Below are 25,430 nucleotides of genomic sequence, written 5' to 3'. Positions count from 1 at the left end.
CCCCGGCGGTAGCGCGGCGGTCAGGCCGTGACGCGGGTGCGGGGCGCCGCGGGCACCACCAGCGGCGTGCCGGTCTCCGGGCAGTCGATGACCCGGCACGGCAGGCCGAAGACGTCTTCCACCAGCGCCGCCGTGACGATGTCGTTCGGGTCTCCCTCGGCGACGATCCGGCCGTCCCGCATGGCGATGAGGTGCGTGGCGTACCGCGCGGCGTGGTTCAGCTCGTGGAGCACGGCCACGACGGTGCGGCCCTCCTCGTGCAGCCGCGCGCACAGGTCGAGGATCTCGATCTGGTGCGCGATGTCGAGGTAGGTGGTCGGCTCGTCCAGGAGCAGCAGCGGGGTCTGCTGAGCGAGCGCCATCGCGATCCAGACGCGCTGCCGCTGCCCGCCCGACAGCTCGTCCACGTACCGTTCGGCGAGGTCGGCGACGCCGGTGGCCTCCATCGACTCCAGAACGACCCGTTCGTCCTCCCGTGACCACTGCCGCAGCAGGCCCTGGTGCGGGTAACGGCCGCGGGCCACGAGGTCGGCGACCGTGATCCCCTCGGGCGCGATCGACGACTGCGGCAGGAGGCCGAGGGTGCGCGCCAGCTTCTTGGCGGGCCACGCGCCGATCCGCTCGCCGTCCAGGACGACCGAGCCGGCGGCCGGCTTGAGGATCCGGGCGAGGGCGCGCAGCAGCGTCGACTTGCCGCACGCGTTCGGTCCGACGATCACCGTGAACGAGCCGTCCGGCACCGCGACGTCCAGTTCCTCGGCGATGACCCGCTTGTCGTAGGCCAGCGTGAGGCTCTCGCCGATCAGCCGTGCGTTCCGCGGAGCGGACTTCCGTGCCTGCTCGGTGTGCGTCATATCCGTCCCGTCTTGCGTTCGGTGGCCAGCAGCCACACCAGGTATCCGCCGCCGAGCAGGCCGGTCACCACGCCGACCGGAAGCTGGTGGCCGGGGAAGAGCCGCTGCCCGGCGAAGTCGGCGGCGACCAGCATCGCCGCGCCCAGGCAGGCGGCGGGCAGCAGGTTGGGGCCGGGCGTGCGGGTGAGCCGCCGGGCCAGCTGCGGCGCGGTGAGCGCCACGAAGTTGACCGGCCCCGCGGCGGCGGCCGCGAACGCGGCGAGCAGCACCGCCGCCGCGAGGAGCACGAGCCGCACGCGTTCGATCCGTACGCCGAGGCCGTGCGCGGCGTCGTCGCCCATCTCCAGCATCCGCAGCTGGCGGCCGCAGCCGATCATGACCAGCGGCATCAGCACCGCGAGCGCGACCAGCACCGGCGCCGCGTCGGCCCAGTCGCGGCCGTCCAGGCTGCCGGTGAGCCAGAGCACCGCCCGCGCCGCCTCGGTCAGCTCGCCCTTGGTGATGAGGTAGCCGTTCACGCCGGTCAGGATGGCGGCGACGCCGATGCCGACGAGGATCAGCCGTTGCCCGTGCGCCCCGTGCCGTCCGGTGAGCATGAGGATCACCAGGCCGGTGACCACGCCGCCCGCGACGGCGCCGCCCGCGGCGAGGAGGCTCCCGGCTCCGAACAGCACGATCGCGGCCAGCACGCCGGTCGCGGCGCCCTGGGTGAAGCCGAGCAGGTCCGGGCTGCCGAGCGGGTTGCGCGACAGCGACTGGAAGACGGCCCCGGCCATGCCGAGCGCGGCGCCCACGGCGAGGCCGGTGACGGCTCTCGGCAGCCGCACCTCGTTGACGATGAACGAGTCGGCCGGATGCCCGCCGCCGAGGAGCGTGCGGACGACCTGGCCCGGGCTCAGCTGGAAGTCGCCGCTGCCGATGACCAGCACGGCGACGCCGAGCGCCACGAGCACGCAGACGGCGGAGACGACGATCGCCCGCGGCCGGAAGCGCAGTGAGAGGCCGCCGGGCGTGCGGATGAGGCCCGACCGGAAGGACCGCTTGGTGAGGGCGTTCACGATGACACCGTCCTGCGGCGCCGGACGAAGTAGAGGAAGAACGGGCCGCCGAGCACGACCGTGACGACACCGACCTGCACCTCGGAGGGGCGCGCGATGACCCGGCCGATGACGTCCGCGCCGAGCATCAGGGCGGGTGACAGCAGCGTGCAGTACGGAAGCATCCAGCGCAGGTCAGGCCCGGTGAGGGCGCGGACGAGGTGCGGCACCATCAGGCCGACGAAGACGATCGGTCCGCACGCGGCGGTCGCCGCGCCACACAGCAGCGTGACGGCGACGATCGCGGCGGCGCGGGTGCGGCCCGGGTGGGCGCCGAGCGCGCGGGCGGAGTCGTCGCCCATCGCGACGGCGTTGAGCGGGCGCGCGAGTACCAGCGCCAGGACGAGACCGATGACGACGAACGGCAGGACGCGTTCGACGGTGTCCGGATGCGCGGTGGCCAGCGAGCCGACCGTCCAGAAGCGCATGCGGTCGAGGGCGGCGGTGTCGAGCAGCATCACCGCGTTCACGTAGGAGAACAGCGCCGCGTTGAGCGCCGCGCCCGCGAGCGCGAGCCGGGCCGGTGTGGCGGTGCGTCCTCCGCCGATCACGTAGACGCCGACGGAGACGGCCGCGGCGCCCGCGAACGCGAACCACACGTACCCGAGGAACGAGCTCAGCCCGAGGAACGAGATCGCCGAGACGACGGCCGCCGACGCGCCCGCGTTGATACCGAGCAGGCCGGGGTCGCCGAGCGGGTTGCGCGTGGCCGACTGCATCACCGCGCCGGAGAGGCCGAGCGCGGCACCGACGAGGAGCCCGAGCAGGGTGCGCGGCAGCCGCATCTCGTGCACGACGGTGTAGCCGGGAGAACCGCTGTCGACGAGTCCCCGCCACACCTCGTTCAGGGAGAGCGGCTTGGCGCCGACCGCGAGGCTGAGCGCGAGGACGGCGAGGAGCGCGAGCAGTGCGCCGAGGAGTCCGGCGGTGCGGGCCGCGTAGCGGCTGCCCTCCGGCGGTCGCGCGGCGGGCGCGCCCGGCGGCGGAGGGGCTTTCGTAAGGGTCACCTGCGGGGCTTTCGGGCAGCGACAGGGAGCCGGTGGGGCGCCCTGAACTGGACAACTGATTAGGTTAGGTTAACCTAAGCGACCGAATCGGGCTATCAGTAACCCGCGCACCACAGGAGCACAAAACACCATGTCAGACAACCGGGCCCTGCAGTTCTCCCGCCGCGGCTTCCTCGCCGCGGGTGGTGCCACCGCTCTCGGAGCGCTCCTGTCCGCCTGCGGCGGCGACGACGGCGGCTCCGGCTCGGCCAAGCCGGGCGGCGGCGCCTGGACGTTCACCGACGACCGCAACAAGCAGGTCTCACTCCCCGCCAAGCCCACGCGAGTCGTCGCGTACGTCGGCGCCGCCGCGATCCTCCAGGACTACGGGGTCGCCGACCGGGTCAAGGGCGTGTTCGGACCGACCAAGCTCAAGGACGGCAGCCGCGACCCGCAGGCCGGCGAGCTGGACGTGAACAAGGTCACGATCATCGGCAACGCGTACGGCGAGTTCAACATCGAGAAGTACGCCTCGCTGCGTCCCGAGGTGCTCGTCGGCCACATGTTCGTGCAGAACGACATCTTCTACGTGCCGCCGGAGAGCAAGGACAAGATCCTCCCCCTCGCGCCGCAGGTCGCCATCTCCACCGGCGCCCTCCCGCTGCCCAAGCCCATCGAACGGTACGCGCAGCTGGCCGCCTCGCTCGGCGCCGACCTCAACTCCGCGCAGGTCACCGCCGCCAAGGCCCGGTTCGAGAAGGCCGCCGAGAGCGTCCGCCAGGCGGCCAAGGCCAACGGCGGACTCAAGGTACTGGCGTGCTCGGCCAGCCCGGACCTGTTCTACGCGTCCAACCCGGGCAAGAACAGCGACCTCATGTACTTCAAGGAGCTCGGCGTCGACGTCATCGTCCCGAACAAGCTCGACAAGGACGACTACTTCGAGGGCCTCAGCTGGGAGAACGCCGACAAGTACAAGGCGGACCTGCTGCTGCTCGACAGCCGCACCCAGGCGCTGCAGCCCAAGGACCTCGGCTCCAAGCCCTCCTGGAAGGACCTGCCCGCGGTCAAGGCGAACCAGGTCCTGCCCTGGCAGCCCGAGCCCCGGTTCTCGTACGCGGGCTGCGCGCCGATCCTCGAAGAGCTCGCCAAGAACCTGCAGACGGTCAAGAAGGTCTCCTGATGGCGACCGAGGCGCCGTTCCGCTTCTTCGAGCTGCGCGTGGCGCGGACCGAACGGCTCACCCCGAACATGATGCGCGTCGTCCTCGGCGCGGGCGACCTCGACGACTTCGTTTCGGGCGGACGTGACCAGCGGTTCAAGCTGTTCCTGCCGCATCCGGGGCAGGACGTTCCCGTGGTGCCTCAAAGCGGGGACTGGTTCGCCGAGTGGCGGAGCCTCGATCCGGACGTGCGGGGCATCATGCGCACGTACACCGTCCGGAGCCGGCGGGACGGGGAGGTCGTCGTCGACTTCGCGCTGCACGGCGACGGCGACGGCCCGGCGGCGCGCTGGGCCGTCGGCGCCCGGCCCGGCGACCGGCTCGTCGTGCTCGGCCCGACGGTGGCCGCCAACGGCGGCGTGGAGTTCGAGCCGCCCGCCGAGGCCGACTGGTTCCTGATCGCGGGCGACGCCACCGCGCTGCCCGCGATCGGCGGGATCCTCGAATGGCTTCCCACGGGCGCACGCGCCAAGGTCTGGATCGAGGTGCTCGACGCGGCCGACCGCCAGGACCTGCCGACGGCCGCCGACGCCGAGATCACCTGGCTGCCGGCGGGCGGCCTGCTGGAGGCGGTGCGGGACGCCGCCCTTCCCGAGGACGGCGTCCCGTACGCCTGGATCGCGGGCGAGGCGGGCACGATCCGCGCCCTGCGCCGCCATCTGGTGAACGAACGCGGCTACGACCGCAAGAGCGTGGAGTTCATGGGCTACTGGCGGCGGGGCTCCGACGAGGAACAACTCCTCGCCGAAGCCCTCGCCGGCCAGGACCCCCACACGTCCGAGGACTGAGGCTCACTGGTAGCGCGTCACGAACCAGCGGGCCTTGTAGAACTGCGCGCCGGTGAGCGAGCGCGTGGCGGACCTGCGTCCGAAGAACTCCAGGGTGTCGGTGCACCAGGTCGTCGCGCAGCCCTTCTCGGGACGCGTGAGCAGCACCTGCTTGGTGACCGGGTTGTCGCCCACGGCCTTGACGATGGGCAGGTTGACGCGTGAGGCGTGGCGGTAGTTCGTCTTGAACGTGCGGCTGCGCTTGTCGAACTGGTAGACGCCGTAGTTGGTGGTGACCCAAAGGCGGCCACGGTTCGCGTACACCGGTGCCAGGTCGTGGCCGCCCTGCGTGGGCAGCGCCACCCGCCGTACCTCCCGCAGAGTGGGCGCGCCGGCCGTGCCGCCGACCTTCAGCTCCACGAGATGGTCGTCACCGATCGCCCACAGCGACTTGCGCCGCGGGTCCCACAGCACGCCGTGGCCGCCCTTCAGCTTGAACTCGGTGTAGGCGGTGGCCGCCGGTCCCTTCGAGGCGGCGTAGACGCGCACCCACCCGCCGGTGCTGGCGGCCGCGGCGACGTTGCCGTTGGGCAGCAGTTCCACGGCGTGCACGTTGCTGGGCCGCCCGGCGTTGACCGCCCAGAGGCGCTTACCCGAGGGGTACTCGACCGCGCCGACGTAACCCCACGAGTCGCCGGCGAGGACGTACGTCTTGCGTCCCGCCTTGCGCACCCGCACATCGGACACCGCGCCCCAGCCGGCCACCACGTCCTTGAAACCGGCCTTGGCGGTCGGCGCCCACGACCACTTCGCCGTGCCCGGCTTCCAGTCGCGGCGCCGGGCGTCCATGACCCAGATCCGGTCGGCGCCCTGGTCACCGCCGATGACCAGGCCCCGCGCCTTGCCGGTGGACGGGGCGGAGGGCACGGCCAGCTTCGCCGACAGCCTGGCGGGCAGCGGGTCGGTCTGCGGACCGGGCGGCGTGGGCGTGGCATGCGCCGGTGCCGCCTGCAAGGCGAGGACTCCGGAGCACCCGGCGAGGACGACTCTGCGCAGCATGGGACCTCCTGATGGGAGCGAAGTATGCGCGAGGAGCCTCCAGGACCGAGGAAGCGCCCAGGCGACCGGAAGGCGTCCAGAAGATGATCACCCGAGGGTAACTCAGCCTCCCTCGCCGAACGTCCACCGGGTGGCGCCGTGCGGCTCGGCCGAAGCGACCCCGAACGCGACGTCGGGCGAGAAGCGGTACACGTGCCAGGGCGGCGGCCCGGCGCTCGGGGCGCTGAAGGGCGCGGTGAGCGCGGCCCCGTCCGCCTCCGCCGGCCATCCGCCCGCCGCGTACCCCTCGGCCACCCGCCTCACCAGCTCGGGATCCTCGATCCGCTCCGCCGTGCCCTCCAGCACGAGGTCGAGCCCCTCCAGCCGCATCGAGAGCGTGCACGCGGGGTTGGCGGCCAGATTGCGGGCCTTGCGCGTACCCGGCCCGCTGGTGAAGTAGATCTCCTCGTCCAGCCGCAACAACCCGACGCCCGCCGAATGCGGCCGCCCGTCCGGCTTGGTCGTCCCCAGGAAGACCGGCGTCTCCATCCTTGGCAGACCGGCCTCCATCGCGTCCCGCGCCCTGCTCCAGGGCAACGGCGCCGCCCCGTAGATGTCCAGGTTCGTGGTCTCCATGTCCGCTCCTTCCGTTGGAACAGAGACCATCCTCCACCCCGGAACTCATCGCCGCCTTGACACTCGCACCTCCGGCACCAACACTGGATCAGTGGCTCATCCACTGTACCGACGTCGCGACCTGACCCTCACCGAGGCGGCCCGCCTCTTCATGACCTACCCCAACGCCAAGACACTCCTGCCGCTCACGGCAGCCACGATCGCCACCCGCCTAGCCCTGCGCCGCTTCACAAAACGCGACACGGCGATCCTCGCCGCAACAACCGCGATCGAGCCGTTCGTCGAATGGCTGATCCACGTGAACGTCCTGCACCTGACCCCCCGCACGTTCCGCGGCAAGACCTACGAACTGCCCTCGTCCAAAAAGCACCGCCTGCACCACATGGACCCACACAACCCGGACATCCTCTTCGTGCCCGCGCTGCCCGCCACCCTCCTGGGCCTGGCCGCCGCGAACTGGACGATCCTCCGCACCCCCCGCCACACCCTCACAGGCATGGCGACCTCGTTCACTCTCCTGACGGCCTACGAGTGGACCCACTTCCTGATCCACTCCGCCTACACCCCGAAGTCAACCCTGTACAGAAAGCTCCGCCGCACCCACCAGCTCCACCACTTCCGTAACGAGAACTACTGGTACGGCATCATCACCCCGATCTCCGACAAGGCCCTGGGCACCTACCCCGCCAAAGAAGAAGTCCCCCCGTCCCCAACCGTAAAGACCCTGGGAGTAACCGCCCCCTGAACCCACAGAGCGGGACCAGCAACACAAGCAATAAGCGAAGCCCCAATGCCGAGCGAAGCGAAGGCCAAGGGGGCGCGGGGGACGGAGCCCCACATAGGGGGTCCAGGGGTCGCCCCCCGGGTCAACACGGCGAGCAATGGCGAAGGCGAGCCAAGCTCGCTGAGAAGCTCTCTAAGGCTGAGCGGACTCTTCGGACTCGGATTGCGCACTTAGTATCCATCGGCTCAAGGAGCTCTGGGCCGAACATGTCGATCTGTGGCTTGACGACCTCGCCGAGGGTCTCGCCACCAAGACAGTCCGCCAGGCTCACCCGCTCGATCCGCTGGGTAGAGAAACGCGACCTGGTCGGGCGCAACGTCTCCGCGCTCTGCGAGACCTCGCACCGAGCAGCTCGGTCACCCGAGCCGCGTCCTCACTATGGAGCAGGCCATGGCGGTCCTCAAGGCCCGTGATGGCGAGGTCTTCGGCGCGTAGGTCATCGTGTCCGTGCTGACAGGCATGCGCACCGAAGCGGCGCGCGACCTCATCTGGGCTAGTGTCGATCTGATGCGGACGCTCGTTCGGTCGTTCCCCCGTATGTGGCCGTCTGGCGTTCGGTGCAGGCCGGTGGCGACACCAAGAAGTCCCGTCATACCCTCGCTCTGCCACAGCTGGCGGTCGAGCAGCAGGCCGACCAGACGCAGATCCGGCACCGCGCCGGAGAGCTGTTCCGAGACCAGGGTCTGGATCGGATCTTCCAGCCCGATCGGAACGAGGCGGGGTGAGGCTCCCCGGAACGGATCGAGGCCCCTGCTCCATGATCGGAGTGGGGGCCTCAGCTGCGCTTTTGCAGGGCGTGGAGAAGCTCCCGCGATTGGACTCGAACGGACAGCACACACGTTCGAGCCAGGTTGCCCGACGAGCCAACCGACATCCCGTGGCCGCATGCATGCAGGTACGTTCGCCTGCGTCCACCATGGTTGCTACTCGGTTTGCTACTCACTGCCGCGCGAACGAGCTGGCAGGTGAGGGCATCGGAGGTCACTCACAGCGTCGTTCTTCGGCAGTACTGAAGACCCCGAGCGCCGCAATGGCAAGCACTGCGCCGGACACCTTCTGGCCACGCCTTCGCCATGTCGTCGCCATGTCGTCGACGAATCACCACAGGTTCACCGGGGTCCAGTGAAGGCCATGCGATGCGCCTGCATCGTATGGCAGTCCGTCAGGCTAGCCCGGCCAGGCCAACCAGTCGACGACATCAGGACAGTCGGCATCAACTAGGCGCAGCGATCCGCATGGATGACTAAACTGCCTTCAGTTGATTTTACAACCTCCCGCAACGAACCGACCTTCAGACGTCATCCTAGTGAACCCAAAAATCAAAGCGAGTCACACATGGCCACGACTCCAGGCGACCTGACCGAGATTGCTATCAATCTGCTGGAGCGATGGCGACGCTATCTCCTCAGCACCCAGACTAAAGAGTATGCTCGTTTCACCCCGGATTATTCGGCAATTCAAGAGGAGCTTGAAGAGGGTCTTGGGGAATATATTGACATCATCGAAACTCTGAGTATAGAAAGATTGAATGAAAGCTCTGATCAAGAATTGGCGAGCACACTGCGCCTCACGATTGAGATCTCTCGCCTACTAACAATCGGCCTTGCGGAGTGGGAGCACAATTTTCTCCTCGACTCACACAGTTCAATCATGGTGCGGATGGCACTGATAATGAGGCATCGTGGACACCGCATTACCCTGCCGAAAGTCAAGTTGCGCTAGATATCGAACAGCGGTATTTGATTCGGGTCGAACGGGATAGGCGGAGAGTCTCCGTGCCATTTGCTGCGCAATGGCCCTGGCTCGAACTCGATCCCAGCATCTGGTTCACCGAACCACTCACGACGCTCTGCTTCCATCTTCGCCAGAACTGCAGACCATGGCGCTTTCGGAATATTCCCTGCTAGCAGAAGGTCGAAAGCCCTTCGGTCGACAAGGCGGACAATAAAACCTGACTTTGCAGCGCGGCCAATCGCTTGCCGGGCACGATAGGAAAAATGGTCGGCAGTGGATACCACAATTCCGCGATTCGAACTTTCGAGCACTAGCGTTCCCAGCAGGTTACGGATCGTACTTACAGATTCGACCGATTCTGGGTGCTCTCTGCGCTTTACTTGGACAAGTATCTTCGTATCCTCACCTTCCACCAGTACGACGTCGACCCCGCCGTCATCTGGTCGTCCGACGTGGACGACTTCACAGTACTCGCCGCTCGCTGCAAATACTCTTGCAACAAGCTTTTCAAGATATCTCGGCTCTACACTATTGTAGAGTTTTGGAAGCCTACGAAACCATTGCCCAATTTCGGCTAGTGTTCCCTCTGGAGCAACAGTCTCAAATTCTCGCTCTTTCGACTGCGTTAGCTGGATATGATAAGAATCATAGAGCAAGGCTCGGGCATCATAAGTCTCAGTTCGCCATTCAAGATGTTCCCAGTGCCGACAAGCCCTACAGAAACTAAAGCTCGTCAGCACCCTAAAGGCCGGGAGTTCATCATCTGCATCCCGCATTCCCATCTCGTTTGTCTCGTATCGCGTACCACAAAATGGGCACTTTCCGGCGCGAAGGCAAAGGGACTTTATGTCTGCCGCGATCAAAGTTCGATTACGAGCCAGGCCTCGAAGTTGAGGGAAGTCCTTTCGCGGCTTTTCTGAGCCATTCAGGAGGACACGATCACCAAGCTTAAGGTTTTCGCCAGATACTTCTCTGCCGTTTGCGATCAAGACGTCAAACAGCGGGGAGTAGGTCTGCTCCGCGGAGCTGCACTGGATGCTCCCTGCGGGGTTAACAGGCACGCTTCCAAGCATAGCGTCCTCCGGCCTTGCGGGTAACCTATCCTGCTGCTTCACGCCTCGATAGCGTAGTAACGGCGAACTCTGAAGCCCAGGCTAAAGCAGTTGAGCGGAACAGCAGGACCGTGCTGATCGTCAGATAAACGGCGTTTATGAGCTTAGCCACAAGGCACTTCTAGTCCTTGGTTGGCTGGCGACAGTAGCCCAGCCAAACAAGGGGTGCTCAATCACTACCGTCGATGCACTAAGGCGGAGCCATGGAACCGGCGCGGGCAGGACTCCTGCGTTTCAACCAGGTACCGAGCAATCCAGCGTCGCAGCGCGTTATGATATGAACGCCGATACCGGCCGGCCCCGGACCAAGGCACCTTTCACTGGCATCAGAAAGATCGGCGGATGCCAGGCGGTTGGCTATCATCACACCTTCCGCGCTCGGAGCATGACACGCCCAGCACGCCCCACTGACGCTTTCTCACTCGCCCACTAGCAGCTCGAAGCTTGGAGCTCGATAGAAGGCGATCGCCGGTGTCGAACTCGCGCACAGTCAGATCGAGGGATCGGCCGTTGGCTCTTCGATCGAAAACGGGCAAGCTTCGGAGGAAGGACCAGGATGGTCGCCGGCACGACCCAGCCGCTCATAGACTTTTCAATCGATACCGCTTGAGTTCGCCGTCACGCAGTTGGTGGATGCGAGAGCCCTCCGGTTCTTGCGAGGGAGCGCGATGCTACTTCGGGTGTGTCCTTCACCCCACGTGATCCACGGGACGCTCGGCGCGAGGTTGGCCGGGTCCGGCCTGACACCTTCGGACGATCCTGGAGTTCCCTTTTTGACCCTAGTATCCATCCTATGAGTTGGGATATCTCCTCCAGGATCTTCATCTCCGTGATAGGGCTCGTAGGCGTAATCTGGCAAATCCAACGCACTCACGGCGGAACATGGAAGTCAATAAAGGAGGAATTGGACATCTATTCCTTGCTTCCTGATGATAGTCGAGCTAAAGAGGTACTCCTTAAGCGAGCCGAAGCCGCGATACTTCAACACGTGGAAGACGAGAAGGAATTGAGGCGCGATCTGTTCGGCATAGTACTGGCGACAGCATTCCTGCTTATCGGCGCCGCCATAGCTGCATTGGCATTTCGCGGCGAGTGGTGGCTGGTGTCACTGCTTCCGGCGACATTCTTTGCTATCTTTGGTATTGCGGGACTCAATCTGGATGCCGTCCCACGAAAACGAGACGAGAAGGGAAGGGTTATCAGGAGCTAGTTCCTACATGCTTCCACCCCTGACTCAATGGCCTGAAACTTGCTGATCATCGAGTCTGGCCACCGCCATAGCCAAGGCATCAAAAACACTGCTGGGGTCGCGATGGATTTCCGGAAACCTTTCCCAGGCTCGCATTTCTTTCGGAGACAACTGCCGCGCAAACGCGACGGCACTCCCGTTGACTTCGTATTTAACAATTACGATAGACCCTGCCTTAAGGCAAGCATTGGGCACATTCGCCAAGGCCTGAAAGAGACTAACTATGGCCCTAGCCGCCTCCGCATCCGTTACAGCTTGGTTGGGGGCAAGCATGTGAGCTTCTAGCGCTCGCTCTACTCTGAAGGATCGATTCCTCAACTCGGCTGGATTCAGCGTCAGCTTCATTGATGCCCATGAGCGTCGAATGAACGATCCTCGGATCTCGTTAGAGTCGAACGGTCCATCGTAACCAAGAAAGTTTACGAGACTATCGAATTTGTCTACAACACGACGAATAATGCGATCATCGTCCGTGTCCAGGTATATGTCTACCTGAACCGGAGGCGATCGCTTTTCTTCGGCCAACTCGGATTCGTTCTCTAGACCTGTGATGTGAGGTTCCTCCGGTAGCATAGGGCCACCGTATCCTGCACCTGCGTTAACGGAGATGCGACCCATATCGCTAATATAGTCGTGTACAGCTTGTTCCGGCACTCGGAATGAACGACCTACCCGAATTGCAGGGAGTTCCCCGGAATGGACGAGTCGATAAACGGTCATCTTCGACACCCGCATTACTGCGGCAACCTCAGCAACAGTAAAGAATCTAACCTCGCTCAGTGGTCTCTCGCCTGACCCCATCGAGTCTCCTAATAACTGACTGATGCAGTTGATTCATCGAGAGTACACGAGCCTGTGTTGCTTATTTGACACGAGGTACTGTTGTGTCATTTGTGATAATTGAGTTCGAAGTGAGAGACGTACGTTGGTGATCACGTCCCGCAGAGCGAGCTTGAGGAGACCAGTCACAGGTACCGACGCTCCCCTTCATTGCCGAGACTGGTTCTGGCCCGGCAAGCCACGCGAAGTACTTTCACACCAGATTCAGGGAAGCATGCGAACTCCGTCATGTTGGCGGACTGGCACGCTGGCGTGGTTCGTTAGCGCGTCCACTACGCGGATAGCGAAGGCTTCGTCCGCTAATTCGATAACCTCACCCGCTGTGACCCATCGGAATGCCGAACTCTCGTTAGTCTCTTGGAGAGTCCCGTTCTCGGCCTTGCAACGGAAAACGAGGGCGACGATGCCGCGGGACATGTTCTTGTAGACGCCGGTGAGGGCGATGGGGGTGACGTCTAGGCCTGTCTCTTCTTGGACCTCGCGGCGGAGGCCGGTGATGATGTCCTCGTCTTGCTCCAGGACGCCGCCTGGTGCCTCCCAGTGGCCGTTGTCGCGGCGTTGGATCAGGAGGGCGCGACCCTGGTCGTCGACGATGACACCCGCCACGCTGACGGAGTGGCGGCTGTCGGACATCACGCAAGCTCCTTTGAGCAGGTCCAGCTACTAGACTCCACGCTAGTACACGTACGTACGAGTTGAGGAGTTGGCCGCGCGTGAGCGAGCTGCGGTTGCCAGAGCTGGATCCCACGAGCGACCGGCCCGTTTTCAAGCAGATCGCGGACCATCTCCGTGCAGCAATCGACAGGAAAGACCTTTCTCCGGGCGAACGGCTTCCGTCGGAGAGCCAGCTCATCTCGCATTACGACGTGGCCCGGATGACGGTGCGTCACGCCCTTCAGATTCTGCAGAGTGAGGGCTTGACCGTGGCCGAGCATGGCAAGGGCGTCTTCGTGCGGTCGCGGCCGCCTGTTAGGCGCCTGGCCTCTGATCGGTTCGCTCGTCACCATCGCGAGGAGGGCAAGGCCGCGTTCATCGCCGAAGCCGAAGGCGCCGGCGTGAAGCCTTCGGTGGACTCCATTGAGATCACCGAGAGCGAGCCGTCGCCCGATGTGGCGGCGAAGCTCAATCTGAGTGGTGAGGATCGGGTCGTCGTTCGAGCTCGCAGGTATCTGCTCAACGGGCACCCTGTGGAGACAGCCACCTCGTACATTCCGGCGTCGATTGCCAAGGAATCTCAGATCATGGAGCCCAACAGTGGGCCCGGTGGGATCTACGCACGGCTGGAGGAGCTCGGCCATCGGCTGGACCACTTCACCGAGGAGATCCGAGCTCGGATGCCTCTACGTGACGAGTCTCGGGCGTTGAAGCTCGCGCCCGGCGTGCCAGTCTTCCACCTGGTGCGGACCGCGTATGACCAGGCTGGGCGGCCTGTCGAGGTCTGCGACACGATCATGTCGAGCGACGCCTACGTCCTCTCCTACGAACTCCCGGCCCGCTAGAGGCTTGACTTGTCTAGAGGAGCCGTGTCACCGTCGCAGACGTACTCCTCTAGACGTCTAGTTGTCCTGTCGGACGCTAGCGGACATCACGAGGCCTGTCGGCGGACAGCCGATCAGGTTCTGGGAGGTCTTCGACTGATGACCGTCACGATTTCGGGCGCCGCGGATGCGGCGCCGCTTGTACGGCTGTACCGGGTCAGCGAGGCGATGGAGTTGCTCTCGCTGTCTCGGAGCGTGATCTACGAGCTGATTCGCTCGGGGCGGTTGCGTTCGGTCTGCGAGGGCCGGTCGCGTCGGATCCCGGGCTCAGCGATCGCCGAGTACATCGCGCTGCTGGAACGCGAGGCCGGCTGATGGCGCGTGAGCGCCACGCTCACTCCCCTACCGGTTCGGGGCCTGTGTTGGGGCTGCGGATCCGGTTGATGGGGCTGCCGGAGGAGGTGTCGGCCGGTGCGGAGGCTCTGGCCGAGGTCTTCGAGGTGGTGGAGGTGTCGTCGGCGTACCCGTGCCGTGGCGCCTCGCAGAACGTGCGCGTCTATCTGCAGGTGCGTTTCAAGAGCTCGCAGACGTAAGGCGGCCCTCGTCATGGCGACGCAACCGCCTGACGAGGGCCTTGATCGGACCCTTAGGAGGTCCAACCCGATGAGTTCTCATTCTTACACTTCGACGGCGATGCGCGTCGATCAGGCGCGGCAGATCGGCCGTCACGTCAAGGCGGCGCTGATGCATCTGGCGAGCGCCGACCGTACCGCCGAGGCCGCGGGGGTCGACATGCTCGCCGATGACGGCGACTGGCGCGGCTACGTCACCGGGGCCGGGTTCGGTCCGGCGCGGGCCTTCCGGGCCGCGCTGGATGCGGTCGAGGAACTCGACGCGTGGGCGATCGGCAACGCCGGTGTCTGTGGCGCCGGCACCGAGTCCTACGCCGGCACCGAGCGATGGTGTCACGCCGAGGGCGGTGTACTGCCCCTCGGCGATGGCCCGGGCACGCGGGTCTCGCCGGAGCGGATGCGGTCGATCGCCTCGGTGGCCGACGGCTTGGCCCACCTGATCGAACTCGCCCGCGCCGACTTCCAGTCGGTAACGGCACCAGATGACGCCCCGGCCGCACGGCCGGTGGACACCTTCACCGAGGGCGACCTGGTGCGGCGGGCCGGCTTCCGGCTCCCGGACGCGGCCGGGCAGGCCCGCCAAGTCTCGCGCGATCTGCGCGAGACGGCCGTTGGTCTGGAGCGAATCGCGGCGGTGCCGGCCGAGGCGTGCCGCGTTCTGTGGCCGGTGTGCCCTGAGCACGGCAACACCCTCACCAGCACCGGCGGCCGTTCCTGGTGCCGCCGGTCCGGGTGCGGACGCCGCTGGGACTACGACCGCGGCTCGGTCCCGTGTCCGGAGCCGGTGCGCTGGCGGGTGACCGATCAGCACGGCGACGGCGGTCTGATGTGCGACGGCCATGCCCTGGACGCCGGTACGGCTCTGATCGGCGGCACCGTCGTCCCGCTCGCCGCGGGCGAGGGAAGGCGGCCGTGATGAGCACTGTTCTCCTCACCGTCCCGGTCAAGGTTGGGCGGGCGCCGTGCTTGGCGTGCGACGTCGCGTTGAGCCTGCTGGGCTGCGATGCGGCGCTGGTGATGCTGGCCGACCGTGTGCCCGAGGCGTTCCCGCTGTGCCGGTCCTGCCGGGGTGGCGTGGTGTACCTGCTGCACTTCGCCCGCCCCTACAAGCACGCCCGGCATTACATCGGATGGACCCGTGACCTGGCCGGACGGCTGGCTCGGCACGAGGCCGGGTCCGGTGCCCGCCTGCTGCAGGTCGTCCAGGACGCCGGCATCGAGTGGCGGCTGGCGCGGCTGTGGCCGGGCGACCGCCGCCGAGAGCGTGCCCTCAAGCGTCAGGGCGGAGCGGCTCGGCGCTGCCCGCTGTGCGGCGTACGTCCCCGTTCGATCGCCGGACTGCGGTCCGGTGCCCACGCGCGTGAGGCGATGGAGGTGCTGGCATGAGGTCCCGTGTGGACGAGCGGCAGTCCGGTCCGGACCTGTCAGCGGACGAGCTGGGCGGCGAGTTGAGGCGCCGCCGCGAGCTGCAGGATGCGCAGCGGATGGACGAGCTGGCGCGGCTGCGTGCCGAGGCCGGTCACAAGCGGGCTCGTGCGGACGTGGCCGAGGAATCGCGGCTCGCCGAGCTGGCGCGCGTCGAGCGTGAGGCCGACCTTCGTGCCGAGGCCGAGTTGGCTCGGATGTACCGGGACTTCCGTGCGGCGGGTGAGCGTACGCGGATCCGGTCGGTGATGGCGCGGTCCGGTGAGGCTCGCGCGCTGCGTCTGGACCGGCTGCGCTCGCGCAACCTGGTGATTCTGATCCCGGTTCTGGTCGGGTTCGGGGTTTGGTCCACCACGGGCGTTCAGCAGGGCGCGGCCCGGCTGATGTCGGTCACACCGGGCAGTCCGGTGTGGTGGGTACTGTGGGGCTTGGAGTCCCTGTTGATCGGCACCGTGTGCTGGATCATCATCGTCCGTGCCCGTCTGGCCGCCTCGGGTGGTCGGCTCGCGGACTCGGCCGAGAAGATCGGCATCGGCTGCCTGACCACCTCGATCTTCCTCAACCTGGTAGCGGCCGTGCCCGCCGGCGACGGCTCGCCCGTGTCGGTATGGGCGGTCGCCGGCGCGGCGTTCGCGCACGCGATCGGCCCGGTCGGCGCGGCCGTGGCAGCGCACCTGATCGGCGTGATCGACAGGTCGATCACCGAGGCCGATCCGTGGCGCGACAAGGACGGCCAGGACGTCCCTCGGCTCGCCGCGATGGACCTGCGTCCATCCACGAGCCCAGCGAGGACGAGCCCTCCGGCAAGTACTCCCGAAGGCGCCCCGGACATCTCCTCCGGCAGCCCTCCCGGGAGTGCGGACAAGCCCGCCTCGGTCGTGTGGCCGGTCCCGTGCGAGGAGCGTCCCACGCTGCCGATCACCGTGCGTCCGGCGCCGACACAAGACCACACGACGGCTCCACGAACCGGCGATGACCGGCAGGAAGAACGGGAGGCGGAAGCACCCCGCGAGCCACGCCCGAAGGCGCGCCGACGACGCCCGAACAAGGGTGTCCCTGTGCCCAAGAGCGCGAAGCCCGCACCGCGCCCGTCGACGGACGCCGATCACGTCGAACGCCTGGTGAGGGCGATCGACAAGGGCGAGGTGCCCGAGGACGCATCGATCCGCCGGGTCCAGGGCGCTCTTGGCCTCGGGTTCGACCGGGCCCGCCGGATTCAGAACCTGTACCGCGAGCAGCTCGCCGAGATGGACCGCCAGGTCAGGGAGTCTCTTCCGAATTCTGCGGTGCCGACGCGCCCTGGCCTGTCCGTGGTGGGAGGTGAGCGGCGATGACGATCGTTCGCCATGCCCCCATCAGGCAGGACGGGCAGGACGTTGGTGTGGCTGGTTCGCCGGCCGACCTGGACCTGCGTCGCCAGTTGCGCGAGGCGCGCGAGGAACTGCGGGCGCGTCGTGAGCAGGAGGCGGCGCTGCGCGAGAACGCCGAGGCGCTGTCGCGCAATCTCGAGACTTCGCGTGCCTCGTATGTCGAGCTGCACGTGGCGTACGTCGAGCTGCTGACGCACGCCCGCGCGGCTGCGGCCGCGGCCGCGTGCGGCGAGGTCGCGCCGATCGCCTACATCGCCGGTCACCTGGAGGAGATCGGCCTGCAGCCGGCCCCAGGCGCCGTCGCCGACGCGGTGGTGGCCGAGGGCCTGGCCGTGGCCGTACGGGTGAGCGGGAGTGAGGCGCGATGAGCACTTCCCGTACGCAGGTGCCGGGCCGCGCGCTGCTGGAGGGCGAGCTGCTGGCGGTGCGCGGCGAGCTGGCCCGCATCGACACCAAGGTGGCCACGCTGACCAGCCTGGCCGGCGCGATCCTGGCGTTCCTGGTCACCCAGGCGGGCGCCGACAACCCGTGGCCGGTCAAGGTGCTGCTGGTGAGTGCCGGTCTGGCGCTAGCGGCGGCCGCGGTGCTGCTGCTGACGCAGGTGCTGCGACCACGGCTGGGCACCACGGGCTTCTGCCGCTGGGCGTTCATGACCGGCGACGAAGTCCGCCGGGCACTGCTGACCTGCAGCGAGTACGGCGAACAGGCGCACCAGACCACCGAGCTGATCGTGTTGTCGCGCCTCGCGCGGACCAAGTACCAGGCCGTGCAACGCGCCGTCGACCTGCTCACCACGGGTCTGGTCCTGACGTTCGCCGCGCTGGTCGCGGGGGTGCTCGCATGAACCCCGGCCAGCAGTACGACGCTCCGCAGCACTACGAGGCCGCTTTCCTCGGCGAACCCGGAACGGTCGCCCAGGTGCGGCGCTGGACGCGCCAGGCCCTGGCGAGCGCGGGCGTACCCGATGAGCTGGTATCTGACGCACTGACGTGCGTGTCCGAGCTGGCCACCAACGCCACCCGCCACACCGCCTCGGGTCGACCGGGCGGCAGATACCGCGTCGTGGTGGAAGTGAGGCCGGTCGCCAGCGGACAGGTGCACGTGGAAGTCGTCGACCAAGGCGGCTCCGGCATCCCTCAGGTCCTGCTGGGCGGCGGCGAAAGTGGCCGCGGCCTGTGGATCTGCGCCGCCTTGGGCATCGTGCAGTACACCGCCGTCCCGTCCGGCGGCCTACGCGTGTCAGTCGATCTGCCCCACCCCGCCGACGGCACCCATGACGGCGGTCAGCAGCGGTGATGCCCCGCGAGCGCGGCCAGGCACACCGCGGCTGCTGGCGGCGGTGTGTGGCTACTGGTCTACGGCTAGCGGCGCGTGCGGCGGCACCGACGCGGTGCGGCCGTACGTGCTCGGGCCGCGGTGCCGACAGCACACCCCGGCCGCGGTCGCTGGGCTACCTGAGCCCGGCCCCGACCGGGCCCCCGACTCTTCCCTTTCTCCTGGCCTTTGAGGAGGTCAAGCTCATGATCGAGATGATGTTCGCCCGGTGGGACCGGGCGGGCGACCGGCGCCGCTATCAGGCGCTGTCGCGGACGCTGGACCACGCGCTCGGCGAACTGCACGTGGTCGCCGACTCCGACACTCGCGCCGAGCTTCTGGAGCACGCCGCTGATTTGCTGGACGACTTGGCCGCGGTGCACACCCGCGTCTGGGGCCGTGACGAGGACCAGCACAGGCGCCCCATGTCCATCAGCCTGGGAGCCGGCGCCTCCCTGCTACGCCATGTCGCCTGGACCGAGCGCGCCGTCATCGGCCACCCCGGCACCTCGTTCCCGGTCGACGACGATGAGGACACCTGGTTCAAGCTGGCCGGAGCCAGCGGCCACGGTGAACGCGCCATGCTCATCGGCCGTCTGGCGGTGCTGGCTGACCAGCAGCTCGGCGCCGTCGCGGCCGGGCTGCTGGAACAGGTCGCCGACACCGAGCAGCACCTGCATGTGCACGGTCCCGGCAAGCGGCCCGCCGACCCCCAAGCGAGCGGGCGGGCGTTCATCGCGGCTGTGTTCTTCACCATCGGCGTGTTCATCACGGCGAGCGTGCTGGTGACGTCGTGGCCGGAACGGATCGCGCTGGCCGTGCCGATCTCGACGGCGTTCTGCGCGGTGATGTGGATACGGACCCGGTTCGTGCTGCGGTGGGTCTGGCCGGTCCAGATCAGCGCCCGCGTCGCGCGGAGGGCTGACCGGTGAGCGGCCGTTCGGCGTCCCGCACGTTGACCATGCTCACCGCAGTGCCTCCCCGTCCGCGCCGAGCGGTCAGGCCGGGCGTGTGGGCGCGGCTGGTTCGGGTGCTGCGCGGCGTATGGGCTGTGCTGGCGATGTTCGCGGCCTGGCTGGATGAGCAGGTCACCGCGCTGACGGGGATCGCGCCGCTGGGGCCGAGGCTGCGAAGCCTGGCCCACACGATCACCGACCGCTACCAGGTCATCCGCGCTCGCGTTCGCGACGCCTACGTCCTGGGCGACCTCCTCGACGACGGCAAGGAGCCTGTCAGCGACGCCCCTCTCGCCGGCGAGGTAGTCGACGGCGAGGTGGTCAGTGACGTGTTCACCCCTGATGAACGAGGAGCGGCGTAGCGATGGCCAACCACATCGATGAGCTGGCGTGGATCGAGTTCCGAGGCTCTTTGGGCGAGGCGTTCCTGGACTACGGCGAGGTCCTGGAGGAGCTCGGCCGCCAGTGGAAGTTCGAGCTGGAGCTGGCCGCCGGAGAGGCCGAGGCCGCAATCGCCTCGCTCAAGGGCCATTGGTACCTGGTGGGCGTCGACACCAAATGGAAGGCCCGCCAGATCGCCAAGCGCCTCAAACGCATGCAGGAGATGGCCGACGGCATCGAGTCGCACGGCCGCCGCTTCCACGGCGCCTACCGCAAGCACTTCCTCGGCCGCTGACCCTCGCCGGGTGCCGCTCACACCTACGGCGGCACCCGGCCGCCGCCTGTCTGCCCTGTTCACGACTCTTGGAGGTGACCGTCATGGGTTCGTCCGCAGTCCGCCGCATCGAGAGGATCGGCGCCATCACCTTCCGCGGCAAGGTCGGCAAGAACATCGCCGCCTACGCCAAGGAAACCCAGCAGCTCGGCCGCGACCTGGGCCGCCAGCTGGACGCCGACGCCAGCGCCGCCGAACGCGCGATGCGCAAGCTCAAAGAGCATCCGCGGCTGCAGCACGTCAACGTCTACGTGCGCGCCCGCTGGGTGTCGCGCCACCTGCGCCAGGCCCGCGACCTGTGCACCGGGATCTCCGCCGAGGCCGTGAAGTTCAACCTCGAGTACCGCCGCCAGTTCATCGACATCGACAAGCCCCGCAAGCACACCGGAGAGGTCGAGCTCTGATGGCACGCAAGACACAGACGCTGCAGATCGCCCAGGACGCCACCGTCGAGCGCATCATCGTCGCCGCGGTCTCCAAGATCGGGGTGATGGTGCCGCCGTGGGCCGTCCTGGGCCTGGTCACGGTCATCGCCGCGATCTCCCACGCCAAGTGGGGACAACCGCCCGCGGTGACGTGGGCGACCATGGCAGCCACCTTGTCCACCGTCGTGATGACTGGGGTGACCTGGGCGGTGTCCCATCAGCGCGGGCTGCTCGGCCGCGCCCATTCCACGCTGACAGCCCTGTTCGGCGGGTTGTGGTTCACCATCGCCACTATCACCGGCATCGCCGCCCAGGTCACCCTCGGGATGCTGTTCTTCGGCGGCGGCACCCTGGCCGTGGCATGGAACATCCGCGCGGTGATCCGCCAGACGCCATCGTTGGACGGCGGCTCGGTCGACCCGCTGTCGTTCCTGTTCGACAAGGCCAAGGACTCTTTCGGCCTTTCCGGCGCCAAGGTCCGCACCACCGAGGTCGACGACTACAAGATCAGGGGCAAGCTGGCGCTGCCAGCCGGGGAGAAGACCGCCGACGACGCCATCAAGACCGCGCCCTACATCGAATCGGGCATGAGGCTGCCGCCCGGCTCGGTGCTGGTCGCCGCCGATGAGGACGACGCCTCCCAGGCGCACGTCACCTTCTCCGACCCGCGGGTGATGAAGCGACCGCTGCCCTGGCCCGGCCCCTACCGGCCCGGCGGGTCGATCGCCGAGGCGCTGCGGCCCGGCATGTACCAGGACATGAGCGAAGTCCTGCACCCCTTCATCGGCCACCACCTGCAGATCATGGGCATGATCGGGTCCGGCAAGTCGATCGGCGGCGCGTGGAACTACCTCGCCGAGATCATCTCCCGCCGTGACACCGGAACCTTTGGCATCGACATCTCCAAGGATGAGCAGACCTTGGGCCCCGTCCGCGATGGTCTGCACCGGTTCGAGACCACCAAGGCCGGTGCGGTCGACCTGATCCGCGGCATGCACGCCGAGATCCCGCAGCGCACCAAGTGGCTGTCGGCGCACGGCTTCCAGAAGTGGACCAAGGGCTGCGGGCTCTTGTACTGGTTCTTGTGGATCGAGGAGTACTCCAAGCTGTACGAGGCCTTGGGCGAGGCCGATCAGACCAAGCTCGAAGAGATCATCAAGGAGATCCGGTCCGCGGGCGGCTCGGTGGTGATCTCGCTGCAGCGCGCCGACTACACCCAGGTCCCGACCTTGATCCGGTCGCAGATGGCCAAGATGTGCTTCGGCCTGGCCGACGACGATGACGCCAAGTTCGGCACCAGCGACCGGCAGCGCAAAGCCGGCGTCGCCCCCGAGCAGTGGGAGAACCACCAGCCCGGCATGGCCTACCTGGACGCCCCCGGCATCCGCGCCACCCACTACGCCATGCCAATGCGCACCTACGCCTGGGGCAAGACCGACAACGAAGCCAACGCCAACATGCGCGCCCACGCCGCCGCCTTCCCCGCGGCCTCCAAGAACGCCGACGAGTTCACCGCCCGCCTCGCCGACCCGTCCGGTTCGGCGGCCCGGCCCGGTGCGGCGATCGCGATGCCCGCCGCCAGCACCGATGCCGACCACACCAACGCTGGCCACGGCGTCGGCCAGAGCCAGCCCGAAGCCGTCGAGGGCCCGCGCGAGGGTGCCGGCGACGAGCGGTTCACCGAGCTGCTGGCCGAGGCGGCCGAGCTGGTCGTCACCGCCCGGCACGCCTCTACCGCGATGCTGCAGCGCAAGCTGCGGCTCTCGCACGCCGATTGCCTGCGCGTCCTGGAGGTCCTGGAACGCCGCGGCATCATCGGCCCCCAGACCACCGAAGACGCCACCGGCCGACCAGTCCTGGTACCCGCCGACGCCGAGGCCGCGCAGGAGGTCCTGGAGCAGCTGCGCGCCGACGGCGACGCCGTCAGCCAGCACGTCCGCACCGACGACCCCTCGCCCGACCTCACCGCCGGCCCCGACGACCCGATCACCGAGCCCGGCGCCGACGACGTCTTGGAAACCCCTCCCGAGGAGGACGGGACCAAGGTGTCGCCCGAGGCCGCGCGCCGCCTGGTGCACGACTGGCTGCGCCACCGCGCCGCGACCAACCGGCCCACCTTCACCGCCAGCGATCCGGAGTTCCAGAAGATCCGCGAGGCGTCCGGGACCAAGCGGCCGTGGTCCTACAAGGTGCTCGGGGAGCTGGTCGACGACGGCGTACTGCGCCGTGAGAAGACCGGCGCCACCACCACGTTCACCGTCATCGACTTGGCGCCTCTCGACAGCCCCGGCCTCAACCAAGCCGCATGATCCGCCACCCGGTGGCCGCGGGCTCCTCTCGCGTGTGTACGGCTGCGCGTGGGACCGCGCTCGCACCCGATATTGATCTTGTCACGGGAGGGTGTCACGCGGGTGCCACGCCACCTGTCACGGGCGCCTGTCACGGCCGTGACACCGCCTCTGACCTGTGACTCCCTCCCCCAGCCCCCGCCCGTGACACCCCTGCCTGTCACGCGGCCGCCCATCTCGATCTAGCTATCGAATCCAGCCCGGACCGTTACCCCGTGGCGGTCCGGGCCTCTCTCGGCTCGCCAAGTCACATCCGCCTCATAGCCAACAGCCTCGCGGCTGATCCGTTCTTGCTCTCGGAGGACTGATGGAAGCTCCAAGCGCTCCCGCCTCGCCGGCACCGCGACGGGACCGGCCTGTCCTCCCAGGAGTGGCCGTCCTGTGAGCAAGCCACCGCTGCGCGTTCTGGACGGCGGCCACGGCGAGCCCGGCGACTCGGCTCGGCCGCTGCCCCACGACATCAGCGCCGAGCAACAGGCGCTCGGGGCGATGATGCTGTCCGCCCGCGCCGTGGCCGAGGCCCGCGAAGTGCTGGACGGCACCGAGTTCTACCGGCCCGCCCATCAAGTGATCTGGCAGGCGATCTGCAACCTGGCCGACCGAGGCGACCCCTGCGAGCCAACCGCGGTCGCCGCCGAACTCGGGCCGCGCCAGCTCGGCAAGGTGGGCGGCGGCCCGTACCTGCACACGCTCATCAGCGAAACGGTCTCGTCCACCCAGGTCACCTACTACGCCCACCGGCTGGCCGATCTGGCCTACGCCCGCGCCGTCGCGATCACAGGTATCCGCCTCACCCAGCTCGGCCACCAGGCCACCGACGGCGACACCACCGATCTGCGCGGCGCCGTCGCCGACACCGTCCAAGACATCACCGGCACCCACGTCCGCGGCTGGCTGGCCCCCACGCCGCTGGAAGCTGCCCGCGACCTGCCGAGCTTCCCGCTGCCGATGCTGCCGGACTGGATCGCCGAATACGCGGCCCGCCTCGCCGAACAGACCCAGACACCCAACGATCTGGCCGGATGCCTCGCACTGGCCGTCCTCGCAGTCGCCGCCAGCGGCAAAGTGTGGGTCCAGGCGCGCGGCTGGCGCGAGCCCACCAACATCTTCACCGTCATCGCCCTCGGCCCCGGCAACCGCAAATCCGAGGTATTCGCCGCGATGACCGGCCCCATCCGCGCCGCCGAAGCAGCCCTGCGTGAGCAGGCCCAACCGCTCATCACCGACATCGCCCTGCAACGGCGCGTCGCCGAAGCCGACATGGAGAAGGCCGAGAAAGCCGCGATCAACGCCATCGACGCCATCGTTCGCAAACAGCACTTGGCCGACGCCCGCATCGCCGCCGAACGCCTAGAAGACCTGCAGATACCGGCCGAGCCGCGGCTGTTCTCCGACGACGCCACACCGGAGGTCCTGACCTCGCTCTTGGCTCAGCAAGGCGGCCGGATGGCGGTCCTGTCACCGGAGGGCGAGATCTTCTCCATCGCCGCCGGCCGCTACAGCGGCGCCCCGAACTTCGCCGTCCTCAAACACGGCCACGCCGGCGAAGGAATGCGCATCGACCGCGTTGGACGCCCCTCGGAAATCATCGAATCGGCACACGTCACCCTCGGCATCTGCACCCAACCCGACGTACTGACCGGACTGGCCGACACCCCACAATTCCGCGGACAAGGCCTGCTCGGCAGGATCCTCTACTCGGTCCCTGCCTCACTGCTCGGCTACCGCGACAACGCCCCCGACCTCGTTCCCGCCCAGGTCGCCCAGACCTACGCCGCCTCGCTGACCAACCTGATCACCCGGCTACACGCCCTCACCGAACCGATCGCGCTCACCTTCACCGACTCCGCCACGACCGCCGTGCTGGAGCTGCTGCGCGAAACCGAACCGCGCTACCGCCCCGGAAACGACCTGGCGCACATGCCCGATTGGGGCGGCAAGTTCCCCGGCGCCGTCGTCCGCATCGCTGGCCTCCTGCATCTGGCCGAACACCATCACGGCACCTGGAGTCGGCCCATCACCGCCGCGACGTTCGCCTCGGCCCGGCAGATCGGCGACTACTTCCTCGCCCACGCCCAGGCCGCCTACGACCTCATCGGCGCCGACCCCGACCTGGCCGACGCCCGCGCCATCCGTGACTGGCTCGTCCGCACCGGCACCCACCGCTTCACCGCCGGCGACGCCGTACAAGCCCTACGACCACGCTTCCGCAAGGTCGTCGACCTTGACCCTGGGCTGCGCGTCCTGGAGGCCCACGGCTGGATCCGGCGCCTGCCCGTACCGCCTCGCAACGGCGGTCCGGGCCGCGCACGCGCCGTCCTCTACGAACTCCATCCCGACGCGCACAGCGGGCCCGAAGAGGCTCCGCGATGAACCTCAGCGCCGCTACGCACAGTCACCTGACCTGGGTGGTTGAGCCCACCCGAACCCCTGCAGGCATGCAGGAAATGC

29 protein-coding genes and 1 pseudogene are annotated in these 25,430 nt (G+C 67.6%); 21 read left to right on the top strand and 9 right to left on the bottom strand.

What is annotated here, in order from left to right:
• Positions 1-20 precede the first annotated feature (20 nt).
• Genes ABD333_RS03390 through ABD333_RS03380 form a run of 3 tightly spaced genes read right to left on the bottom strand, consistent with a single transcriptional unit; the run spans position 21 to position 2,958 of the window.
• Positions 21-854, bottom strand: a complete 834-nt coding sequence (locus ABD333_RS03390; protein WP_344537545.1) for an ABC transporter ATP-binding protein — start codon at positions 852-854, stop codon at positions 21-23.
• Positions 851-1,912, bottom strand: coding sequence for a FecCD family ABC transporter permease (locus tag ABD333_RS03385; protein ID WP_344537543.1), 1,062 nt, complete (start codon positions 1,910-1,912; stop codon positions 851-853). Before ABD333_RS03385 ends, ABD333_RS03390 begins: the two co-directional genes overlap by 4 nt.
• Positions 1,909-2,958 (bottom strand): FecCD family ABC transporter permease, encoded by a 1,050-nt coding sequence (locus ABD333_RS03380; RefSeq protein ID WP_344537541.1) that lies wholly within the window; start codon positions 2,956-2,958, stop codon positions 1,909-1,911. Before ABD333_RS03380 ends, ABD333_RS03385 begins: the two co-directional genes overlap by 4 nt.
• A 130-nt stretch (positions 2,959-3,088) precedes the next feature.
• Between ABD333_RS03380 and ABD333_RS03375 the strand changes: the two genes are divergently transcribed.
• Entirely contained in the window at positions 3,089-4,117 is a 1,029-nt protein-coding gene (locus ABD333_RS03375) for an ABC transporter substrate-binding protein (RefSeq protein WP_344537539.1), read from the top strand.
• Positions 4,117-4,944, top strand: coding sequence for a siderophore-interacting protein (locus tag ABD333_RS03370; RefSeq protein WP_344537537.1), 828 nt, complete (start codon positions 4,117-4,119; stop codon positions 4,942-4,944). The genes ABD333_RS03375 and ABD333_RS03370 overlap by 1 nt, the downstream gene beginning before the upstream one ends.
• Positions 4,945-4,947: 3 nt before the next feature.
• On the opposite strand, the gene ABD333_RS03365 is transcribed toward ABD333_RS03370, so the two are convergent.
• Positions 4,948-5,982 carry a DUF6528 family protein gene (locus tag ABD333_RS03365; protein ID WP_344537535.1) on the bottom strand — a complete coding sequence of 345 codons (1,035 nt, stop codon included), beginning with the start codon at positions 5,980-5,982 and terminating at the stop codon, positions 4,948-4,950.
• A gap of 102 nt (positions 5,983-6,084) precedes the next feature.
• Entirely contained in the window at positions 6,085-6,597 is a 513-nt protein-coding gene (locus tag ABD333_RS03360; RefSeq protein ID WP_344537534.1) for a pyridoxamine 5'-phosphate oxidase family protein, read from the bottom strand.
• A 91-nt stretch (positions 6,598-6,688) separates the two neighbouring features.
• On the opposite strand from ABD333_RS03360, the gene ABD333_RS03355 reads away from it, so the two are divergent.
• The 3 genes from ABD333_RS03355 to ABD333_RS03345 all read left to right on the top strand — a co-directional run bounded on the left by ABD333_RS03355 (position 6,689) and on the right by ABD333_RS03345 (position 9,103).
• The gene (locus ABD333_RS03355) at positions 6,689-7,342 is read left to right on the top strand and encodes a sterol desaturase family protein (RefSeq protein WP_344537532.1); all 654 of its coding nucleotides are present in this window, start codon (positions 6,689-6,691) and stop codon (positions 7,340-7,342) included.
• A 578-nt stretch (positions 7,343-7,920) separates the two neighbouring features.
• Positions 7,921-8,106 (top strand): hypothetical protein, encoded by a 186-nt coding sequence (locus tag ABD333_RS03350; RefSeq protein ID WP_344537530.1) that lies wholly within the window; start codon positions 7,921-7,923, stop codon positions 8,104-8,106.
• Positions 8,107-8,620: 514 nt separating this feature from the next.
• Positions 8,621-9,103 carry a hypothetical protein gene (locus tag ABD333_RS03345; RefSeq protein WP_344537529.1) on the top strand — a complete coding sequence of 161 codons (483 nt, stop codon included), beginning with the start codon at positions 8,621-8,623 and terminating at the stop codon, positions 9,101-9,103.
• On the opposite strand, the gene ABD333_RS03340 is transcribed toward ABD333_RS03345, so the two are convergent.
• Positions 9,100-10,230: a restriction endonuclease gene (locus ABD333_RS03340; RefSeq protein WP_344537527.1), complete on the bottom strand. Its 1,131-nt coding sequence runs from the start codon at positions 10,228-10,230 to the stop codon at positions 9,100-9,102. The genes ABD333_RS03345 and ABD333_RS03340 overlap by 4 nt on opposite strands.
• 790 nt (positions 10,231-11,020) lie before the next feature.
• Here ABD333_RS03340 and ABD333_RS03335 point away from each other — a divergent pair.
• Complete coding sequence (locus ABD333_RS03335; RefSeq protein ID WP_344537525.1) at positions 11,021-11,437, top strand: hypothetical protein; 417 nt, start codon at positions 11,021-11,023, stop codon at positions 11,435-11,437.
• A gap of 24 nt (positions 11,438-11,461) precedes the next feature.
• Here the strand turns inward: ABD333_RS03335 and ABD333_RS03330 are convergent, their stop codons facing one another.
• The 3 genes and pseudogenes from ABD333_RS03330 to ABD333_RS03320 form a co-directional block, all read right to left on the bottom strand.
• Positions 11,462-12,094 (bottom strand): hypothetical protein, encoded by a 633-nt coding sequence (locus ABD333_RS03330; RefSeq protein WP_344538874.1) that lies wholly within the window; start codon positions 12,092-12,094, stop codon positions 11,462-11,464.
• Positions 12,095-12,277: pseudogene (locus tag ABD333_RS03325) on the bottom strand (helix-turn-helix domain-containing protein); the annotation flags it as partial.
• Between the two features lie 243 nt (positions 12,278-12,520).
• Positions 12,521-12,949 (bottom strand): NUDIX hydrolase, encoded by a 429-nt coding sequence (locus ABD333_RS03320; RefSeq protein WP_344537523.1) that lies wholly within the window; start codon positions 12,947-12,949, stop codon positions 12,521-12,523.
• An 80-nt stretch (positions 12,950-13,029) separates the two neighbouring features.
• On the opposite strand from ABD333_RS03320, the gene ABD333_RS03315 reads away from it, so the two are divergent.
• The 15 genes from ABD333_RS03315 to ABD333_RS03245 all read left to right on the top strand — a co-directional run bounded on the left by ABD333_RS03315 (position 13,030) and on the right by ABD333_RS03245 (position 25,352).
• On the top strand, positions 13,030-13,815 hold the full coding sequence (locus ABD333_RS03315) for a GntR family transcriptional regulator (protein ID WP_344537521.1): 786 nt from the start codon (positions 13,030-13,032) through the stop codon (positions 13,813-13,815).
• A gap of 138 nt (positions 13,816-13,953) precedes the next feature.
• Positions 13,954-14,169 (top strand): helix-turn-helix domain-containing protein, encoded by a 216-nt coding sequence (locus ABD333_RS03310; protein WP_344537519.1) that lies wholly within the window; start codon positions 13,954-13,956, stop codon positions 14,167-14,169.
• 68 nt (positions 14,170-14,237) lie between these two features.
• Complete coding sequence (locus ABD333_RS03305) at positions 14,238-14,387, top strand: hypothetical protein (protein WP_344537517.1); 150 nt, start codon at positions 14,238-14,240, stop codon at positions 14,385-14,387.
• Between the two features lie 100 nt (positions 14,388-14,487).
• Complete coding sequence (locus ABD333_RS03300; RefSeq protein ID WP_344537516.1) at positions 14,488-15,342, top strand: hypothetical protein; 855 nt, start codon at positions 14,488-14,490, stop codon at positions 15,340-15,342.
• Positions 15,342-15,812 (top strand): hypothetical protein, encoded by a 471-nt coding sequence (locus ABD333_RS03295; protein WP_344537514.1) that lies wholly within the window; start codon positions 15,342-15,344, stop codon positions 15,810-15,812. The genes ABD333_RS03300 and ABD333_RS03295 overlap by 1 nt, the downstream gene beginning before the upstream one ends.
• On the top strand, positions 15,809-17,185 hold the full coding sequence (locus tag ABD333_RS03290; RefSeq protein ID WP_344537512.1) for a hypothetical protein: 1,377 nt from the start codon (positions 15,809-15,811) through the stop codon (positions 17,183-17,185). Before ABD333_RS03295 ends, ABD333_RS03290 begins: the two co-directional genes overlap by 4 nt.
• Complete coding sequence (locus ABD333_RS03285) at positions 17,182-17,589, top strand: hypothetical protein (protein WP_344537510.1); 408 nt, start codon at positions 17,182-17,184, stop codon at positions 17,587-17,589. Before ABD333_RS03290 ends, ABD333_RS03285 begins: the two co-directional genes overlap by 4 nt.
• A complete protein-coding gene (locus ABD333_RS03280; RefSeq protein WP_344537508.1) occupies positions 17,586-18,065 on the top strand; it encodes a Pycsar system effector family protein in 480 nt (159 codons plus the stop codon). Before ABD333_RS03285 ends, ABD333_RS03280 begins: the two co-directional genes overlap by 4 nt.
• Positions 18,062-18,517: an ATP-binding protein gene (locus ABD333_RS03275; RefSeq protein WP_344537506.1), complete on the top strand. Its 456-nt coding sequence runs from the start codon at positions 18,062-18,064 to the stop codon at positions 18,515-18,517. The genes ABD333_RS03280 and ABD333_RS03275 overlap by 4 nt, the downstream gene beginning before the upstream one ends.
• Positions 18,518-18,741: 224 nt before the next feature.
• On the top strand, positions 18,742-19,467 hold the full coding sequence (locus ABD333_RS03270; protein ID WP_344537505.1) for a hypothetical protein: 726 nt from the start codon (positions 18,742-18,744) through the stop codon (positions 19,465-19,467).
• The gene (locus ABD333_RS03265; RefSeq protein WP_344537504.1) at positions 19,464-19,853 is read left to right on the top strand and encodes a hypothetical protein; all 390 of its coding nucleotides are present in this window, start codon (positions 19,464-19,466) and stop codon (positions 19,851-19,853) included. Before ABD333_RS03270 ends, ABD333_RS03265 begins: the two co-directional genes overlap by 4 nt.
• Positions 19,854-19,855: 2 nt before the next feature.
• Positions 19,856-20,167 (top strand): hypothetical protein, encoded by a 312-nt coding sequence (locus ABD333_RS03260; protein WP_344537503.1) that lies wholly within the window; start codon positions 19,856-19,858, stop codon positions 20,165-20,167.
• Between the two features lie 83 nt (positions 20,168-20,250).
• Positions 20,251-20,610 carry a hypothetical protein gene (locus tag ABD333_RS03255; RefSeq protein WP_344537501.1) on the top strand — a complete coding sequence of 120 codons (360 nt, stop codon included), beginning with the start codon at positions 20,251-20,253 and terminating at the stop codon, positions 20,608-20,610.
• The gene (locus ABD333_RS03250; RefSeq protein ID WP_344537499.1) at positions 20,610-22,940 is read left to right on the top strand and encodes a DNA translocase FtsK; all 2,331 of its coding nucleotides are present in this window, start codon (positions 20,610-20,612) and stop codon (positions 22,938-22,940) included. The genes ABD333_RS03255 and ABD333_RS03250 overlap by 1 nt, the downstream gene beginning before the upstream one ends.
• Positions 22,941-23,360: 420 nt before the next feature.
• Positions 23,361-25,352 carry a DUF3987 domain-containing protein gene (locus tag ABD333_RS03245; protein ID WP_344537497.1) on the top strand — a complete coding sequence of 664 codons (1,992 nt, stop codon included), beginning with the start codon at positions 23,361-23,363 and terminating at the stop codon, positions 25,350-25,352.
• The last annotated feature ends 78 nt before the right edge of the window (positions 25,353-25,430 follow it).

Origin of the sequence: Actinomadura fulvescens (genome assembly GCF_039533225.1) — a bacterium.
GTDB classification, from domain to species: domain Bacteria; phylum Actinomycetota; class Actinomycetes; order Streptosporangiales; family Streptosporangiaceae; genus Spirillospora; species Spirillospora fulvescens.
This window is presented reverse-complemented; position numbering and strand designations above follow the sequence as displayed.